At 57.0% G+C, this 16,377-nt stretch carries 12 protein-coding genes and 2 pseudogenes; 4 read left to right on the top strand and 10 right to left on the bottom strand.

All coding sequences use genetic code 11. The features are described 5' to 3' along the window. The coding region (locus FM101_RS09340) for a helix-turn-helix domain-containing protein (protein WP_179204286.1) at positions 1–533 on the bottom strand (533 nt) is incomplete at its 3' end. A gap of 162 nt (positions 534–695) precedes the next feature. Between FM101_RS09340 and FM101_RS16205 the strand changes: the two are divergent. Further along, positions 696–860 (top strand): annotated as a pseudogene (locus tag FM101_RS16205) (ATP-binding protein); the annotation flags it as partial. Between the two features lie 115 nt (positions 861–975). On the opposite strand, the pseudogene FM101_RS09330 reads toward FM101_RS16205, so the two are convergent. Then, positions 976–1,803: pseudogene (locus FM101_RS09330) on the bottom strand (transposase); the annotation flags it as partial. Between the two features lie 472 nt (positions 1,804–2,275). On the opposite strand from FM101_RS09330, the gene FM101_RS09325 reads away from it, so the two are divergent. From FM101_RS09325 to FM101_RS09315, 3 genes are all read left to right on the top strand, one after another. Then, entirely contained in the window at positions 2,276–3,211 is a 936-nt protein-coding gene (locus FM101_RS09325) for a CDP-glycerol glycerophosphotransferase family protein (RefSeq protein WP_218778274.1), read from the top strand. A gap of 83 nt (positions 3,212–3,294) precedes the next feature. Next, a complete protein-coding gene (locus FM101_RS09320) occupies positions 3,295–6,897 on the top strand; it encodes a CDP-glycerol glycerophosphotransferase family protein (protein WP_086998716.1) in 3,603 nt (1,200 codons plus the stop codon). After that, on the top strand, positions 6,894–8,396 hold the full coding sequence (locus tag FM101_RS09315) for a CDP-glycerol glycerophosphotransferase family protein (protein WP_143269265.1): 1,503 nt from the start codon (positions 6,894–6,896) through the stop codon (positions 8,394–8,396). Before FM101_RS09320 ends, FM101_RS09315 begins: the two co-directional genes overlap by 4 nt. A 37-nt stretch (positions 8,397–8,433) precedes the next feature. Here FM101_RS09315 and FM101_RS09310 read toward each other — a convergent pair whose 3' ends face one another. The 8 genes from FM101_RS09310 to FM101_RS09275 all read right to left on the bottom strand — a co-directional run bounded on the left by FM101_RS09310 (position 8,434) and on the right by FM101_RS09275 (position 16,224). Further along, complete coding sequence (locus FM101_RS09310; RefSeq protein ID WP_086998712.1) at positions 8,434–9,861, bottom strand: bifunctional cytidylyltransferase/SDR family oxidoreductase; 1,428 nt, start codon at positions 9,859–9,861, stop codon at positions 8,434–8,436. Between the two features lie 89 nt (positions 9,862–9,950). Further along, positions 9,951–10,412, bottom strand: a complete 462-nt coding sequence (locus FM101_RS09305) for an adenylyltransferase/cytidyltransferase family protein (protein ID WP_086998709.1) — start codon at positions 10,410–10,412, stop codon at positions 9,951–9,953. 154 nt (positions 10,413–10,566) lie between these two features. Continuing rightward, complete coding sequence (locus tag FM101_RS09300) at positions 10,567–11,469, bottom strand: glycosyltransferase family 2 protein (protein WP_086998707.1); 903 nt, start codon at positions 11,467–11,469, stop codon at positions 10,567–10,569. 9 nt (positions 11,470–11,478) lie between these two features. Then, positions 11,479–12,303: a CDP-alcohol phosphatidyltransferase family protein gene (locus tag FM101_RS09295; RefSeq protein WP_086998705.1), complete on the bottom strand. Its 825-nt coding sequence runs from the start codon at positions 12,301–12,303 to the stop codon at positions 11,479–11,481. Then, complete coding sequence (locus FM101_RS09290) at positions 12,300–13,370, bottom strand: glycosyltransferase family 2 protein (protein ID WP_086998702.1); 1,071 nt, start codon at positions 13,368–13,370, stop codon at positions 12,300–12,302. The genes FM101_RS09295 and FM101_RS09290 overlap by 4 nt, the downstream gene beginning before the upstream one ends. Then, positions 13,367–14,161 (bottom strand): ABC transporter ATP-binding protein, encoded by a 795-nt coding sequence (locus FM101_RS09285; RefSeq protein WP_179204288.1) that lies wholly within the window; start codon positions 14,159–14,161, stop codon positions 13,367–13,369. The genes FM101_RS09290 and FM101_RS09285 overlap by 4 nt, the downstream gene beginning before the upstream one ends. 229 nt (positions 14,162–14,390) lie before the next feature. After that, positions 14,391–15,236, bottom strand: a complete 846-nt coding sequence (locus tag FM101_RS09280; protein WP_086998699.1) for an ABC transporter permease — start codon at positions 15,234–15,236, stop codon at positions 14,391–14,393. A gap of 13 nt (positions 15,237–15,249) precedes the next feature. Next, complete coding sequence (locus tag FM101_RS09275) at positions 15,250–16,224, bottom strand: LCP family protein (RefSeq protein WP_245806670.1); 975 nt, start codon at positions 16,222–16,224, stop codon at positions 15,250–15,252. Between the last annotated feature and the right edge of the window lie 153 nt (positions 16,225–16,377).

The raw sequence follows: 16,377 nt of genomic DNA, 5'->3' as shown, positions 1-16,377 counted from the left end.
TAGGTCGCATTGCGGGGCTTGTCCGGGGTCGCCGCACGGTTTTTGTCCCCTGCCTTTCGGCCTACGTATCGGTGGCCTCCACCGTCGGGGATGTTCCCAAACTTGGTGACGTCCACGTGGATCATGAATCCGGGATAAGGATGTTCGTAGCGGCGGATCGGCTCGCCGGTGACCCGGTCGATATAACGCAACCGGTTGATCCGACAACGAACAAGCACCGCGTGCACGGTCGAGGCAGGTAGTCCCAGCCGGTAGGCGATCTGGACCGGGCCCAATCGTTTTCGCCAGCGCAGGGCAACGATCTTCTTCACCATGGCCTGCCGGGTGCGTGCCGGGCACGTCCTGGGCCGACTGGTTTTGTCGGCCATTGCTGCCGGGCCGTGGACCCGATAGCGCTCTGCCCAGCGTTTGGCCGTAGGCCAGGAGACCATGAACATCTTCGCCGCGGTGGACACGCTCCAGCGATCGTCGACGATGAGCCTGGCAAGTCTCAGACGTGCTTTCGGGGTCAAGGCTGCATTAGCGTGGGACATGAAGGCCTCCTGTTTGTGAAGCGGTTTCTTAGACAGCTCCACTCCACATCAGGGGGCCTTCTTCATCCCATTAATTCATATCGTGTCGTGGCACGAGTTCAACCAACCTACTTGGGCAGTACAGCTAGAGGTACCCCGGAACCCGTGCTCGCCAGCGGAAAGTCGACGGTCTTCTGCACGCAGTATCAGTAGAAGGACTGGCACCAGCTGCTCGGCTCCGGCGTTGTCCACGCGGACGCAATCATAGACCGCATCATCCACGACACGGTCCGGGTCGAAACTGGCAACTACAACATGCGGAAACATACGGTGCTGGGCGGCGTCTAATCCCTGGCGGAGAGCATCGGTGGCGCTATGTCAGAACGTTACTGGTGCTCTCTCGCACGATCGGTGGTGCTGAGTCGCACGATCGGTGGGGCTCAAAGCCTCAAATACTCAAAGCCGGGGCAATGCCGGTTTCGGCGATGATGTCCTCCAGAACGGCGACCACATCAGTGGCCGTGAACGAACGTCTGGGGATGATCGCCAGGGCGGTTTGAGTGAACTCATCGACAACGTTGAAAAACCGGATATGCCAGCCGCATGAGATCGTATCGGAATGGAAGTCAAAACTGACCACATGCATCGGATACTCGGCCCTGAGCCTCTTCCGCTCCCCGGCGCAGGATCTGCTGCGGCGCTTCTTCCGTGCCTTGGGGTTGCAGGTGAGTCCCTCCAGGCGCCAGAGCCGGAGTAGGCGCTTCTTATTCAGCGCTACCCCGTCCCACTGCGGCTGCTCGAGCAGGTGCCAGCGTGCTTTACGCCAGCCCCATGCGAGATACGTCTGAGCCACGGCACGTAGATCAGCCCGCAGTTGGGCCTCTTCGAAGCTGATCATCGGTCGGCCTTTGCGCAGGGCTGAGCGATTCTGGCCCAGGACAGCACGCGAACCTTTCGGAAGCTCCGAACTTCTCCTGCGCCATACGCACAGCACGGCGACGTGGTTAGGGGCTTAGAATTTTCCCCGCTCCACCTCACTCAGAATGTCATTGGCCAGGACCTGATCGGCTAAAAGCTTCTTTAGCCTGGCATTCTCCTTTTCGAGGTTTTTCATAGCCTTGGTCTGGCCGGCGTTCTTCTCGGATCCGTACTGCTGAAGCCACCGGTACCACGTCGCTTCAGTGATCTGTAGTTCCTTGATGACCTCGATCATCGGGCGCCCGTCGTTGAACATCTTCTGGCCCTGCCGGACCTTCACGATGACCTGATCAGGGGTATGTTTAGGTGCCATATCTGTGAATTTCCTCCTGCATCCATTAGCGAATGCGAAACTCACATAGTCACCGGGCTTCTACCAAGGGACCCAACCAACACGATCGCAACCTTCGTAAAATAGTATGACGGACAGCGGCTTTCTCACGGACGGAACGCGCTGGAAATCATCCATGTAACCCTCGTTGGCGCTGGGGAACTAAACTGGTCAGATGCCAATAGGGATTCGACTCTCCACCGCGTGTAAGCGGCTGACAACACAAGTCAGTTCCATAGTGCTCGCACCAGTGGTGCGGGCACGCATCCAGCGTAGAGACCAGGTGCCGCCCAGAGTAAGTCCCTTCGCCGTATATTTTGCAGACACCCCAGACTCGGCCTACCAGCTCGAGCAATGGATTCCAGCCCTCCAACATCTCAGCGCTGTGGGAACCCCGGTCACACTTCTAATCACCAATTCTAACTCAGCGAACCTGCTGTCTAAAGCGGGTAACTTGCCGATTTCTCTCTGCCCCCAAGCTGCAGATGTCGAGAATTTCGTAAGAAAGCACAACGTCCAAGTCCTGTTCTACGTGAATAATAACCAAGCAAATTTCACGCCGTTACGGATCAACAGAGTCGTACATGTACACCTCAGCCATGGGGAGAGTGAAAAGTCGTCCATGGTGTCGAACCAGCTAAAAGCCTACGACTTTGCTTTCATCGCCGGGGCGGCAGCCAGGGAACGAATCCTTACCCATATTCAAAGAATCGATCCGTCGACCTTGGTCGAGATCGGTCGACCTCAATTGGATTTCCTTGCTTCTGCCCGCCCAGTGCCTAATGATCAAACGGAGGTTCTCTACGCCCCCACGTGGGAAGGAGACAGCCCTGCCATGGCGTATAGCTCATTGACGGGTAGTGGACGGAAATTGATCCAGTTGCTTGCCGAGGACAACCGCGTACGCCTAACCTTTCGCCCTCATCCAAAGCTCGGTACACGTTCGCGGGAACATGCCGAAGCTTTGCGGCAGATCCGCCATCTGCTCAAATCCACGAGCAAGGTCGAGCCGCCCAGATCCAGAACGCAGCCCGCGATCGACTCCACCAGTGATATTTCGCGAGCAGACGTGGTGATTACGGATGTGTCAGCCATGGCCATGGACTCTGTAGGACTCAACAAACCGACGTTGGTTCTGACCGCATCGGCAGCAGCAACCGCTGGTGCTACTAATCATCTAGTATCAGCCGTGCCTACCTGGTCCGATGTTCCGGTTGATGCCGTTCAACGGATACTTAAGCTGGCTCGTGAGGGAGCAGCTCAAGAGCAAGACCGTTTCCGTCAGCATATATTCGGAACCGACGAACTCGGGAGCGGGACCGAGCGCTTCATCCGTGCTTCTCAGGACCTACTTTCTCTTCCTTCAGTCGGTTTGTCCGATGTGCCTTAGAGCGGGGTTGGTTGTATATACTCCCGGTCGATAGCAGATACGTTTATAGCCATGTCAGTTTCAGCATTGAGGAACCTAATCAATTGACACAGATTCACGATCGCCTGGCTCCCGCCCGTGCCCACACCTGGCTACGGATTCAGACAATTGTCACTCTGCTAATTGTTGTAGCGGTCTTGGCAACGACTTTGCTAGTCGCCATTGAACACGCTGACAAACAATCGTGGGGCTGGCTGCTCGGCTTATCGTGGGCGTCTGTCATTGCCCTCATCGTGCTTTTCCCTAGACGGGACTTCCGGCCAGGCCTCGGCCGGTATACAGCCGTTCGAGCGGGGTTGCTGGCTTCCATCGGCATCCTTGCAGCATCCACTTCTCCGTCAGACTTCGAATCCCTCTTCATCACACTCACAGTTCTGGTGGGGGCCGGAACCATCGTGGGGGAACGTGTGCTGCGCCGCTTCGGACTCGGTGGCGGCCACGCAATTCTCAGCCTCCCGGGAGCACCAACAGCCCCGCGCGTCTGGCGCATGACACTGACCATCGTCTATCTCCAACTGGCCTTTCTCGGCTATGGGGTTCTGGTTGCGGCCATGGATCTCTCGGCCCTTGGTTGGTTCTTCCTTGGGCTCGTTATCTCCTCGCTCATGTTGATGCGTGCCGTCAGCGTCTTCTTTCGGCGCCGCTACAACGGAAAGATCGAGCGCGAACTCCACTCCCTGCTCACGGAATATGCGCCGGAGTTCGCCATCTACGCAGCACGTCCGGACGATGCCTCATACCAGGTCGCCATGTGGCTGCCGTACCTGGAACGTACGGGAAAGAAATTCATCATCGTCACCCGAGCAGAGGGACCTTCGCACGCACTGGCTAAAATCACTGATGCACCAATCGTAATGCGCCGTAGGCTGGCGGACCTTGACGACCTCGTGGTGCCCAGTCTCAGCACGTTCTTCTACGTCAACGCCTCATCTGGAAATGGTGCCATGGTGCGCTACAGCCAGTTCACCCATGTCTATCTCGGTCACGGAGATTCGGATAAGGCACCCTCGTACAACCCGACACATGCCATGTACGACCAGATCTACGCCGCGGGACCCGCTGCAACTAGGCGATATGCAGCACACGGTGTACTGCTGGACCCCGGTAAGTTCACCATCGTCGGTCGGCCCCAACTAGAGACGCTCGAACCGGCTACCTCCACACTCACGGATCAGCCCACTGTCCTGTACGCCCCGACTTGGCGTGGCCATGTGGATGAAACGTTCCTTCATTCGATTCCATCAGCTCCAGGAATCATCGCCGCCTTATTGGAACGTCACGTCCGGGTCGTCTTTAGACCCCATCCGTTCAGCTACCAGTTCGAGGAGGACGCAGGGATCATCGTCCGGGTCCATGAGTTGCTTCGCGCAGACACACAGTCCAGCGGCATAAAGCACCTGTACGGCGAGGCTGCAGAGCAGGGATTGGGCGTCATCGAATGCATGAATCTCTCGGACGTGATGATTTCCGACGTATCCAGTGTCGTTTCGGACTACCTGTATTCATACAAACCCATGGCGATGGTCGTAGTGAACACGCCAGTAGAGTCTTTCCGAGACGAATATCCGATTGCCCGGGCTGCGTACCTGCTCCAGTCTGACCTGCGCAATATCAACGCCGTCCTCGACCAACTGCTCAAAGACGACTCCATGCGCGCGCGTCGGCTCGAGCTGCGTTCAGACTATTTGGGTGATTTCCCCAACGATGGCTACTCGTCGGTCTTCGTCGACGCCGCCGTCGCCACCATAGAACAACATCCGCCCAGCCAGCAGATGGAATCTGTTGAGGCCGCCACGGCGGATATGACTACATCGGCAACGGCAGACGAATCTGGGCCCGATGACGACGATGAGGATCAACCCAGCGATTCAGATGACGTTCCACTCCTGGATACTGAAGCCTTGGAGAAGGCAAAGGACCGTAGGCGTCAGCGCCGGCGCGCGCGCAGGGTGCGCAATAAAGCACTACGGATGGCCCGACATTTCCTGCCGGATGTTCTGGCCTCAGCAGCTCTGGGAGCAGCGGCGGTTTTCGGGGTCAGCAGCTTCGCCTTCCTCGTACCAGCCATACTCTCGCTGACGATCTTCGTCTATCTCCACCGCCGTGGCTTCAAAAGCCAAGCGTGGATGAACCGCGCGCTGGGTTCCATGCCCATTGCTAGGAGCCTAATTGCCGTGACCCTCCTAGCCGGTATGGCCACGTCAGGGCAAGGATGGGCTTCCATCGTTGGCCCGGCCTTGGCGTTCCTCGCCATCAGCCTCGAAGGGCAAGCCGTATCCACGTGGCGCGCAGAGGGGCTTCAGTCACGAAACCTCCCTGGTACAGAAGCAGCGGTTCCACTAGCATTTGCCCGCGGCTGGGCTGGGATGGTTTCTGCTTTGGCTCTGGCAGCGATGACAATCAGTGCAGCACTATTCCCACTCTGGGGATCCCTCCAGCTAGTTTTCGGGGCACTCTCTCTGGGAGTCACCACTTACGTTCTGGTGCGAGGCATACACCGCCGATACGTGAACTTGTCATTGGAAGCGCGGCTTCCCGAGCTGGTGGAGAACTATGCCCCGCGCTTCTGCGTGTATTTTGCTTCGAACGTGGGCGTGTCTTACCAGCTGGGTATGTGGGTGCCCTATCTCGACCGGCTTGGCCAGCCATACATCGTCATCGCCAGGGATCTAAGGATGGCTCGAGCGGCTGCTAAAGTCACCGAATCTCCCGTGATCTATCGTAAGACCCTTGGATCGCTCGAAGCCGTCCTGGTGCCGGGCCTGACAACGGCCTTCTACGTGAACAACGCAGTCAAGAACACCCATTTAATTGAACATCGGGAACTGACCCACATATGGCTGAATCATGGAGATTCGGAAAAGGCCGCTTGCTACAACCCTGTCCATGGAATCTACGACCGTATTTTCGCCGCAGGTCAGGCGGGGATCGACAGGTATGAACGTCACGGGGTCACCATCCCACGGGAGAAATTCGAGATCGTCGGTCGTCCCCAAGTCGAGGCAATCACTCGCCGTCGTGATGTTCTTGATGAGGCGAAGACGGTCCTCTACGCGCCAACATGGAGAGGGCCGTACGCAGATACGGCTGTGTACTCGCTCCCGCTGGGCGTCGACATCGTCCAAGCCCTACTCGACCGTGGGTGCACCGTCATTTTCCGGGCCCACCCGTTCAACTACCGCTACCCAGACGCAGTACGCAGGATGCGCCGAATCCGCAACTTGTTGGCTTTGGACAACGCAGAAACCGGACGCGAGCACATCTATGGCGCGTCTGCGGAAAAGAACATGGGAGTGGTCGACTGTTTCAACGCCTCGGATGCCATGATCTCCGATGTCTCCGCCATGGTTTCTGATTTTTTGCAATCAGAGAAGCCTTTCGCCGTTGCCGCCATCAATCACACTCCAAAGCAGCTAGCAGCCGATATGCCTGCGACGTCGGGCGGCTATGTACTGCATGGTGACCTCGATAATCTTCAGGAAGTATTGAATCATCTGTTGAATGATGACCCACTGCTGCACCGCAGAGGACGCGTCCGGGAATATTACTTGGGTGACTTCCCGCCCGCCAGCTACGCCGATGGGTTCATCGACGCTGCCGCAAGAATCCTCAACGAGGCGGAATCGGCAGAGACTGAAGCACTGTGAAAACCTTGAAGACTGCACTTGTAGCGTCCATTCCAAGTACGATTTTTGCTCTTGCTATTGCAATAGCCCTATCGGGGGCTAAAGCGGTCGATGGAACTGAACGGCTCTGGGAAATAGCCATCGCAATGGAGATCGGCGTCGCGATGGCGCCGTGGCCTGGGCTGGCAGTGCTCGCGTCTTTTCGCGGCTGGCCAGCAGCCTACAACATTCAGCTTCCGCCGCCTCGCCAAGAAACACGGATCGTTGCCATCACCGCCGTGGTCACAGGCCTTGTTGTCCTCGCTTATGCTTTCCTCGCCATAGCGGGGGCGCAGCTAGCCCTGCGAGTTATCGTGGCCACTATCGCTTTGGGTCTGGCTGTGGCCGCCGCTTCCAGGCTTGCTATGAAATTCCACCGTGCACGAAGGTATCGGCCGATCCTACGACGGGCTATTGAGAACTTCACACCTCAGTACATTCTGTACATGGGACGTCGCGATGGGGGCGCCTACCAGATCAAACAATGGCTTCCCCAGATCCTGGCTATTACGCCGCGGGTTATCATCGTCGTCCGCGACCCCGAAGCTGCCAAACACCTCGCAACTTCCATCTCCTCTGAGATCCCCATTATCTCTTGTCGCGAAAACAAGGATCTGGACGACGTCATGCCGAGCTCCGTTCGGGCGGTCTTCTACGTGAATTCGGTCACGAATAATGCCAACATGGTCAGCTACCGGAACGTCAAGCACGTATATCTGGGCCACGGAGACTCCGACAAGGAGATTTCGGCGCACCCAGCACACCGGATGTACGACGCAATTTTCGTGGCTGGGCAAGCTGCCATAGATAGATACGCGACAGAAAATGTGAACCTCGACCCAGGCCAGGCTCATATAATCGGACGGCCCCAATTGCAACGTGTCAATGTTCCAGAGTTCAGAAGTACACCACAAACCGTGCTGTACGCGCCAACCTGGTCAGGGTATAATCAGGCAACTTCCCTGAGCTCACTGAGTATCGCAGTACCGTTTATCGCTGATCTCTTGGCCCGCGGAATTACGGTGTTGTTCAGGCCCCATCCCTTCAGCCGCTTCTCTTCCAAAGATCAAGACGACATCGCCGAGATTGACAACCTCTTGGTTGACAAAAAGCTGAGTCACCTTGGCTCCGAGGATACAGCCAGCATGGAGCTTCTGGACCTGTTCAACGCTTCCGATGCCCTCGTGACTGACGTATCCAGCGTGCTGGTGGACTATTTAGCATCACACAAGCCGGCGGCAGTGCTTCTACCGGCTCATTGCCGAGCGACCAACGGACGGGACTCCGACATCGGTACAAAATTCCCGTCGGTCCAACATGCATATCTGCCGACGTCGCCCGATTCAGCGTCTTGGCACCTGTTCCTGGGGCCCGACCCCATGCGAAGTACCCGCGACGAGGCTGCAGCCTACTACTTGGGGGGTACTTCGCCAGACGCCTTCCGCGAGGCAGTTCTGTCTCTGCCGGCATCTTCGACGTGAAGACAGGGCGGCATGTTGGGCGTCCGGCTGTCTTCAGTTAAAAATCGTTGCCCTCGCCGAGTAGCGCCTTGGCAGACAAAGGATCATCTTTGCGTACATCGATGACATGCCCCGTCCGCCCACCAATGAGGGTCTCCAAGGACGTCCGGGCCACCGTTTCCGAGGCCAAAAGGGAGTTGGGGTCCTCAGCTCCGAAGGCCTTCGTGCGCATCGGCGTTCCCGTTCGTTCAGGATTAACGCAATTAACCCGAATACGGTCTTCTGCCCACTCATCGGCTAGGGCTTGGGTCAGGTTCACTGTTGCTGCTTTGGCAGAGCTGTAAAGGCTGTAGCCCGACCTGCCACGCGTGTACGAACTCGAGGTAAAGAGCAGCAGTGAGCCCCCAGAGGCACGAAGGGCTGAGTGGAAGGCCTGAGCAATGAAGATCGGGGCCAAATAATTAATCTCCGTGGCTTGGTAGACGGAGTCGTCAGTTTCATCGAGTAGTAGACCTCGCGGCAAGATCCCCGCCGTATTGACCACGAAGTCCACCCGACCGAGTTCTTCCAAGACTTCATCTTTGGCCTTGACGACATCTGCGCGGCGGTCGACATGCGTGTTGGTGGACGAACGAGAAAAAGTTCTCACCGTGCACCCATGTTCCTCGGCCAGTGCGGCTATGTCCGCTCCGATGCCATACGCACCACCGAACACAACGGCGACCTTACCGGTCAACGCCGAGCGCAGTTCATCATCATCGAAAGTTGCTCGTCCGTCTGCACTGTACAGCTGGAACAGTTTATCGGCGACGAAGATATCGATGGGCTCCGTGACTTTCATGTTGCGCTCTTCACCCTGGACAACCCCTATATCCACCTCGGGTGAGTAGCGGAGAACAACACTGCAGTCATCCGTAGCGGTGAAATCCGGGTCGTGGGAAGCACCGACATATGCCTTTCGCAGGGTGCTTAGCTTGAAAGCTTGAGGCGTCTGACCACGACGTAGTGCCGCTCTTGGAGGCACCTCGGCAATGGTGGGGATCCCCTCGCCTCGCTGGTCGACTTCGATGATGGTATCCGCTGAAGGAATCGCTACGTCAACGGCCTTGAACGTGTCTAAAGCGGTGACGACGTCGTCGAGCACGCGTTGGGATAACAACGGACGCACCGCGTCGTGAAGAATGACGTTACAGTCCTCGTTGCCCATCGCAGCCAAAGCAGCTTGCGTTGTATCGTTGCGGGTTCCCGAGCCCTCCAGCACTTGGGACACCTTTTTGAAGGTGTTTCGTTTGACGATAGACCGAACATCGTCAAGGTATCCCGGTGTCATCATGACGATGATTTCATCGATTTTGGCGCTTTCCTCAAAAATCGCCATTGTGTGTTCGATAATGGGACGTCCTGCGATTTTTATCAGTTGCTTCGGGATACCCAAGCCAACCCTCTCGCCGACTCCCCCTGCAAGAATCACACCAACATTACGCATATATTGACCATCCCTCGTCTAGAAAATATTGCAAGTACGATACTGAAACTCGCGGGAACTACCGTCACAGTCCCGCGTTGAGTATCTTTTTAACTCAGTTCCTTGACGATCTGGCTCAAGCTATCAAGGGTTCGTTTGAGTTCTGACACGTGCCGTTCATCGAACGCACTGAGGACACGCTTCATTTCGGTGGTCGAAATCCCTGAAGTCCGTGGCAGGTAGATCACGTCTACCTTGTCTTCCAGATCATCGAATTTGCCGCGCCAGTCGTCCCCGATCCCGAACACGTTGACATCGTATTTGGTGATATCTTCGCGTTTTTGTCCCCAGTTGTCTTCCGGGATTGCCTCGTCTACGTAACAGATAGAACGGACGATCTCCACTCGCTGATCGTAGGGGACGATTGGCTTTTTACCCTTGACCGCGTTGAACTCATCCGTTGATACGCCCACAATCAGGTGGTCGCCTTGTTCCTTGAGTCGCTTCAAGATGTTCAGATGCCCGATGTGGAAGAGGTCAAATGTGCCGTAGGTCAATACGGTCCTGGTCATGTTCTATTACCTGACGTCGAGGGCTATGGATCCACAACCACTTTAGACGAACCCTGCCTCTCGATCACGTTCCAAGCATCACGTGTTCCCAAAAGGCAGGTTTTTGAACTGCGCAGTTGCGGAGACACGGCTCATCGGTGAAACCCGGTCCCGTTCAGATAATCGGGGGACGACCAGCCAGCGTCATCCGGAGATGTGTACTCCACTTCAACTTGGGCCGCGGCGTTTGATACCAAGGGGAGGTGCGGTAGCCCGACATCACCCCGGCGAGGTGCTGGCGCAGGCCCTTGCGGTCTTTCCGCAGGCGGACGATGTTGATCAGCGTCCATGACCCCACGTAGGCCCAGCTGAAAGGCCACCTCAGATTCCTACGTGCCAGCCAAACGCGGTTTCGGGCGTTCAGCCGATAAAATTCACCGTGCCGACGTGGATCTACGACAGGGTGGAAGACTCGCAGGTCCCCCGCGTACCAGACACGATGGCCTGTATCCCACACACGCCAAGCCAACTCAATGCCTTCATGGGCATACCAAAACCCGCCAGCCCAACCACGGGTCGCCTCAAAAATCGCCCTGGGTAGGAGAAGACAGGTCTCCCCAACATGGAAGATATTGCTTGACTCCCCCGCCGTCTTTTTATTCAGGCGAGGAATCCAACGACGGGGCGATTCCTCGTTTTCCGGGTCAGCGATGCGCGGCATCAGCATCCCCATATCCGGGTACTTCCGGAAACGGGCAACGGCATTTTGCAGAAAATCGATGTCTGGAAGCCACGAATCATCGTCGAGGAACAGGATGAATTCACCCCGAACGTGCGGCACGCCGGCATTACGTCCGGCTGGGATGCCTAGATTCTCTTCCAAGTAGACCGGAACAAAACATTCCGGTAGTCCTCCCGGCTGTGTTGCCGGGTCCCAGCCATTGCCGACAACGGCAACATCCAAGCGGACGCCTTCTTGTAATTGAAGCGAAGCGAAGGCGCGCCGAAGTTCCTGCGGCCGGTCTCCCATGGTCAGGATCACGACTCCGACGCTGGGCTCTCCATTCGTTGTGCCCATGAATGCCTCCTAGGCCCTGAGCCTGGATGATGCGAGGCTGGCTGCGAAATGCCCGAGATTCACGAAAAGGGTGACAGGCACGAGCAGCCACAGTAACCAGCTTTCGGCAAGTCCTGAACTCCCGAAAATCGTGGATACAATGGTCGCTACCAGAAACAAAAGGCTCAATTCCACAGCGTGCAAAAGCCGGTGGAAGGGCAGGAAGCGGGCGAGATTCCGCAACTTGCCCAACAGGGACGTCGACGGGATTGCCCGCGCATCCCCGGTATCGGGAAGTTTGCCGAGTCCAGCCATGCCGCGAGCAGCGTGGACCATCAGGCTCAAGGAGCGGTTGAGCACCAGAAGCAAGGCCACGATTGCGCCGATGAACAGCACCTGGTCATCGAGTCCCGCGGGGAGCCCCGCTTCGTTTCCAAGGGAAATCCGAGCCGCAAGGGCGATGGGTAGTAGCGCCTCGGTAGTATGGTGGCCGACCATGTCAATGAAAATGCCTTTGGGCCCCTGGGTTTCTCGCCATCGCGCGACTTCTCCATCGCAGCAATCAAAATATAGCTGCACTTGGGACAGCACGACAGCGAGTAGGGGGCCCCAGATTCCTGGAATCAGCAAGGCTGCGGACATACCCCAGCCGGCAAGAATCATGAGTCCCGTGACTCCGTTGGCACTGATCGGGGTTCGAACCAGTAGTGCGGTGAGATAGATGGAGATATGTCGAAGATATAGTTCCGCAGTCCAATGCTCGGCGTTACGTCTGGATCTGACCTCCGGGGGCTGACATACGGCACGAAGCTCATCCAACGACGGTCTTGCCGGTCGTGTTTCCGACGGGGTCATTCTGTACCCTCGGAGTTTTTTTCCACGTTCTTTACCGGTCGGCTCTGATCCGTGGTCTGGCCGGCCCCAAGAATTCGTCCACGGACAAAGCCGAAGGCCCAGGGAAAGTGGATGGTCGGTAAGACACGCAGCAGTTGGAGCCGCTCCAATCCGTTGCAGCATTTCGTCTGGACTGAAGCCGCTATGATCATTGCTCCATAGACCGCAGGGGCACTGCGCACAGCTCGTTGAACTAAGCGTCCTAGGCCTCTGAAATGGTCTGAACGCACGAGCCACGACACGACTCCCGCCGCAACCGTTACGGCCATGATCGGCGGCGCGAAATGCCTAATTGACTTTCCTTCCGGATACCTACGAGCCAATTCCCCGCGCCACACCCCGGAAGCGTAGCTTTGTGCGGCCAATCGACGATAATCATCCCGAGGAAAATACGTCGTCTTCAGCAGTGGATCAAACCACACTTTTTCTCCGGCCTGTCGGATCCGGAGACACAGTTCCCAATCTTGTCCACGCCACAAGGACTCATCGTAGAAGCCGACTTCGTCGAAGATCGAGCGGCGAAAAACTCCAAGGTACGCCGATTCAGCCGGGCCTTCGGGAGCACCCGAGTGGTACGCAGCTCCCCCCAGTCCCAGGGGCGAATTATAGGCAGCCGCGACGGCGCGTTGCAGAGCGTTGCGGCCTTGCGCGTCCATACGGCCGCCAACATCGGCCGCCCCACTGCGCAACAGGGTGTCCACGCCGCGGCGTGTGTACTGGGGATCCAGAACGCTGTGCGCATCCACCCGGATGATGATGGGAGCCGTAGACGCCTTGATGGCGAGGTTCAGGCCTGCTGGAGTGCGTCCACTGGGGTTGTGAACCCACCGGATCCTCGGGTCTTCTAGTGCCATCTGCTCCACCACGGTCTCAGTCCCATCGTCGCTTGGTCCCAGAGCAAGGATGATTTCCTTGGGTCCATCGAAGTCCTGGGCGAGAATCCCTTGGACAGCGTCTCTGACGTACTCAGCCTCGTTCAGGACAGGCATGACGTACGAAACGGCTGTCTTTCGGTCGGGGAAATTCATTTCTTTGATTCCTTGTACGCCTTGACGACTTCCTCGGCGTCCCCGTCCATTTCCAGAACCCCCTGGTTGATCCATAGCACCCTGTTGCAGGTATCGAGGATGGACTTCATGGAATGCGATACGAGGAAGACTGTTCCGGCTTGTTCGCGGATCTGCCGGATACGAGCTTCACTCCGCTTCCGGAAACGGGCGTCGCCAACCGCCAGCGCTTCGTCAACGATGAGAATTTCGTGCTGCTTAGAAGCCGCGATCGCGAACTTCAGACGAGCCGACATCCCGGAGGAGTACGTCCGCATGGGCAAGTCGATGAAGTCCTCGAGTTCAGCGAATTCAATGATATCGCTCCTCATCGCTTCGATTTCCCGGCGGTTATAGCCCAGGGCGAGCCCCCCGAGGGTGATGTTCTTGTCCCCTGAAAGATCGGGAATGAGCGCGGCCCCCACGCCCAACATATTGGGACGAGAAGTCGCGTAGACGGCGCCCGATGCTGGAGGGGTCAGGCCCACGATGCTGCGCATCAGGGTGGACTTTCCTGAACCGTTTGAGCCGATGATCCCGATTGACTCGTTCTCATAGGCCGTGAAGGAGATCCCTTTCACCGCGTGCACCTCCCGCAGCCCACGGGTTTTCGTCATCAGTCGTCGACCACCAGCCGAACCAGCGGACTTCCCACTGGAATAGACCTTGTACCGAACATGCAGGTCCTCCACGACCACCACTGGTCGTCGTCCGTCCGGGTGTGTATCCGCGGATTCGGGTACTGGAGAAACTGTCGCGGATTCGGTCTCCAGCGTCGCGTGTGCGGACTCTGCCTCTGACGATGCCGAGACAGGAGACGCCGTGTCTTCAGGTGGGATCTCGCTAGGAGGACCGCTGGGTGGTTCGACCTGGTGGTGGTTTCCCATGGAGTTCCGGCGTCTCCCCCGGAATGCTTCAGAGGGAGTATCTGCATTCGTTCCGGCACCGTCGGTTTCGACACGGTCCGCAGAACGTCGCCTCGGACGAATCAGATCGTCAAAATCAGTTGACTCGGCCATAACGCTCCTCTGCTACCCAAAAGAAAAGGATTCCGAAAATCAACAGCAGTACCGACCAAATGGACAGGTATGCCCAATACTCAATGGGGTATTCGGTGCCCATGATGCATCCGCGGGCGATCTGGAGCGTTTGATAGATCGGGTGGAAGTCGAAAAGTGTCACCATAACCGGGAGCATGCTCAGAATGCGATCCACCGAAAATAAAACACCGGACGTATAGAACAAGAGCCTATTGATCAATGGCAAAAGCTGAGTCAGGTCCCGCACATGCACGGTAAGTCGTGCAGCAACGAGGGCGACCCCGGTATTGAACAAGGTATAGATGCCTACGAGCGGCAAAACCAGTAGCCAGCTCCATGACGGCTTAGCACCCAGAATGAGGCAATAGATATACATCACTCCCAGCATGGGCGCCAGAGTGAGTAGCTGCTGAAGAACGGTAGCCAAGGGAAGCGTAATACGGGGGAATGAAAGCGACTGCACCAGCGCAGTATTTCCGGTAATCGACTTTGCGCCTTGATTCATCGACTGGCTGAAGAATTCGAAGAGGAAGACACCGATGACGACGTACATCGGAAAGCCTGGCGGCCTGCTGTCACCCTGTAATAGCCCAAAAATGGCGCCATACATCAGTGCGTTCAAAGTCGGCTTCAGAACGACCCACAACATACCCAAACGGTTGCGCCCGTTGCTGGCCTCGATCCGGCTACGTGCCAGTTCGAAGGCGAAGTCACGCCGCTCCCAGGCTTGCTTCAGGTAGGTAAGGAGGCGGGGTCTGGCTCCCACACGGTGAAGACCTTCGGGTCCCACTGAACCAATGACCGTCATGCGTTCAAACTCCTCATTTGGCCTTGGCTTCCAAATCTGATTCCAAATCTTCGAAATAGGAGCCCATCGTATCGTGGCTCAGGGCTTCACCGACGTCAGCAACTGCTTGTTCATCTTCCAACACGATGGATTGCCCGTCCGCGCTCGTCGATGTACCTGCCGTTGGGAGGGTGAACAGGTGAACGTCTTTGGAACGCAACCCTTTGAATTGGATGGCCAATCCGGCAACGGTCCCTGCATCAAGCGAGTCGTCAAGTGATACATAGGGAGAGACCTTGTCGATGACCCTATAGACCTTGCTCGGATTAGTCAGAGTTTCGGACCGCAGGAGCTTATCCATGACGGCTTTCAAGAACGTTTGTTGGTTCTTCACTCGCTGGTAATCGCCATCGGAGAAGGACTTTCTTTCGCGGACAAAGCGGAGCGCGCGGTCTCCCTCTAAATCAATATTTCCTACCGGGTAGAAATAGTCGGTGTCGTTCGCCGTGAAGGGAATCTCATTCTTAACTGTCACGCCACCCAGTGCGGTGGTGAGGTCTCGGAACCCCTGGAAGTCCACCACGGCGACGTGATCGATTTTAGCGTCGAATAAGCCTTCAAACGTTTGAACCACCAAGGGGACTCCCCCGAAAGCCATCGCCGCGTTGATCTTGTGCTTCCCATGGCCCGGAATCTCCAGCCATGTATCGCGCATGACTGACATGACGTAGATACCATTGCGGTCCGCCGGAACGTGCACGAGCATCATCGTGTCAGAGCGCTGACCGGTACCACCAGTGTCGATGACGTCTTCGGTGACCTGATTTGCGCCACCGTGGTCCGCACCCATCAGTAAGATGTTCATGGATTTATCGCCCGGATCCTTCACAGGCCGAAGCGACTCTTCCGGAAAAGCTGAGCCCAACTCGGGGGTCTGATCATCGAACGTGTTGGCGAGCGTGAATAAGTATCCGCCGGCGACGAGAGCGGCGACCACAATCAGCGCCACCAACGACAGAATGACGGCGCGTACTGGGTGTTTCTTCCGCGGCGCCATTCGGCGCGGAGCGTACCCGGATTCAGGCTGCGTACTGTTCAAGTCTTCTCCCGTGGGGGACGCCGGCCGTGAAATGGCCCGAATTTGGCCGCGACGATGCCCGAA

Source organism: Arthrobacter rhombi (genome assembly GCF_900163545.1).
In the GTDB taxonomy this organism is placed as follows: Bacteria; Actinomycetota; Actinomycetes; order Actinomycetales; family Micrococcaceae; genus Arthrobacter_H; species Arthrobacter_H rhombi_A.
The sequence above is the reverse complement of the archived record's forward strand: the minus strand, read 5'-3'. Positions and strand labels throughout refer to the sequence as shown.

Coding starts and splice junctions, on each gene's coding strand:
- FM101_RS09310 (WP_086998712.1), bottom strand. CDS start 9,861: ATGCGTAATGTTGGTGTGATTCTTGCAGGGGGAGTCGGCGAGAGGGTT.
- FM101_RS09305 (WP_086998709.1), bottom strand. CDS start 10,412: ATGACCAGGACCGTATTGACCTACGGCACATTTGACCTCTTCCACATC.
- FM101_RS09300 (WP_086998707.1), bottom strand. CDS start 11,469: ATGGGCACAACGAATGGAGAGCCCAGCGTCGGAGTCGTGATCCTGACC.
- FM101_RS09295 (WP_086998705.1), bottom strand. CDS start 12,303: ATGACCCCGTCGGAAACACGACCGGCAAGACCGTCGTTGGATGAGCTT.
- FM101_RS09290 (WP_086998702.1), bottom strand. CDS start 13,370: ATGAATTTCCCCGACCGAAAGACAGCCGTTTCGTACGTCATGCCTGTC.
- FM101_RS09280 (WP_086998699.1), bottom strand. CDS start 15,236: ATGACGGTCATTGGTTCAGTGGGACCCGAAGGTCTTCACCGTGTGGGA.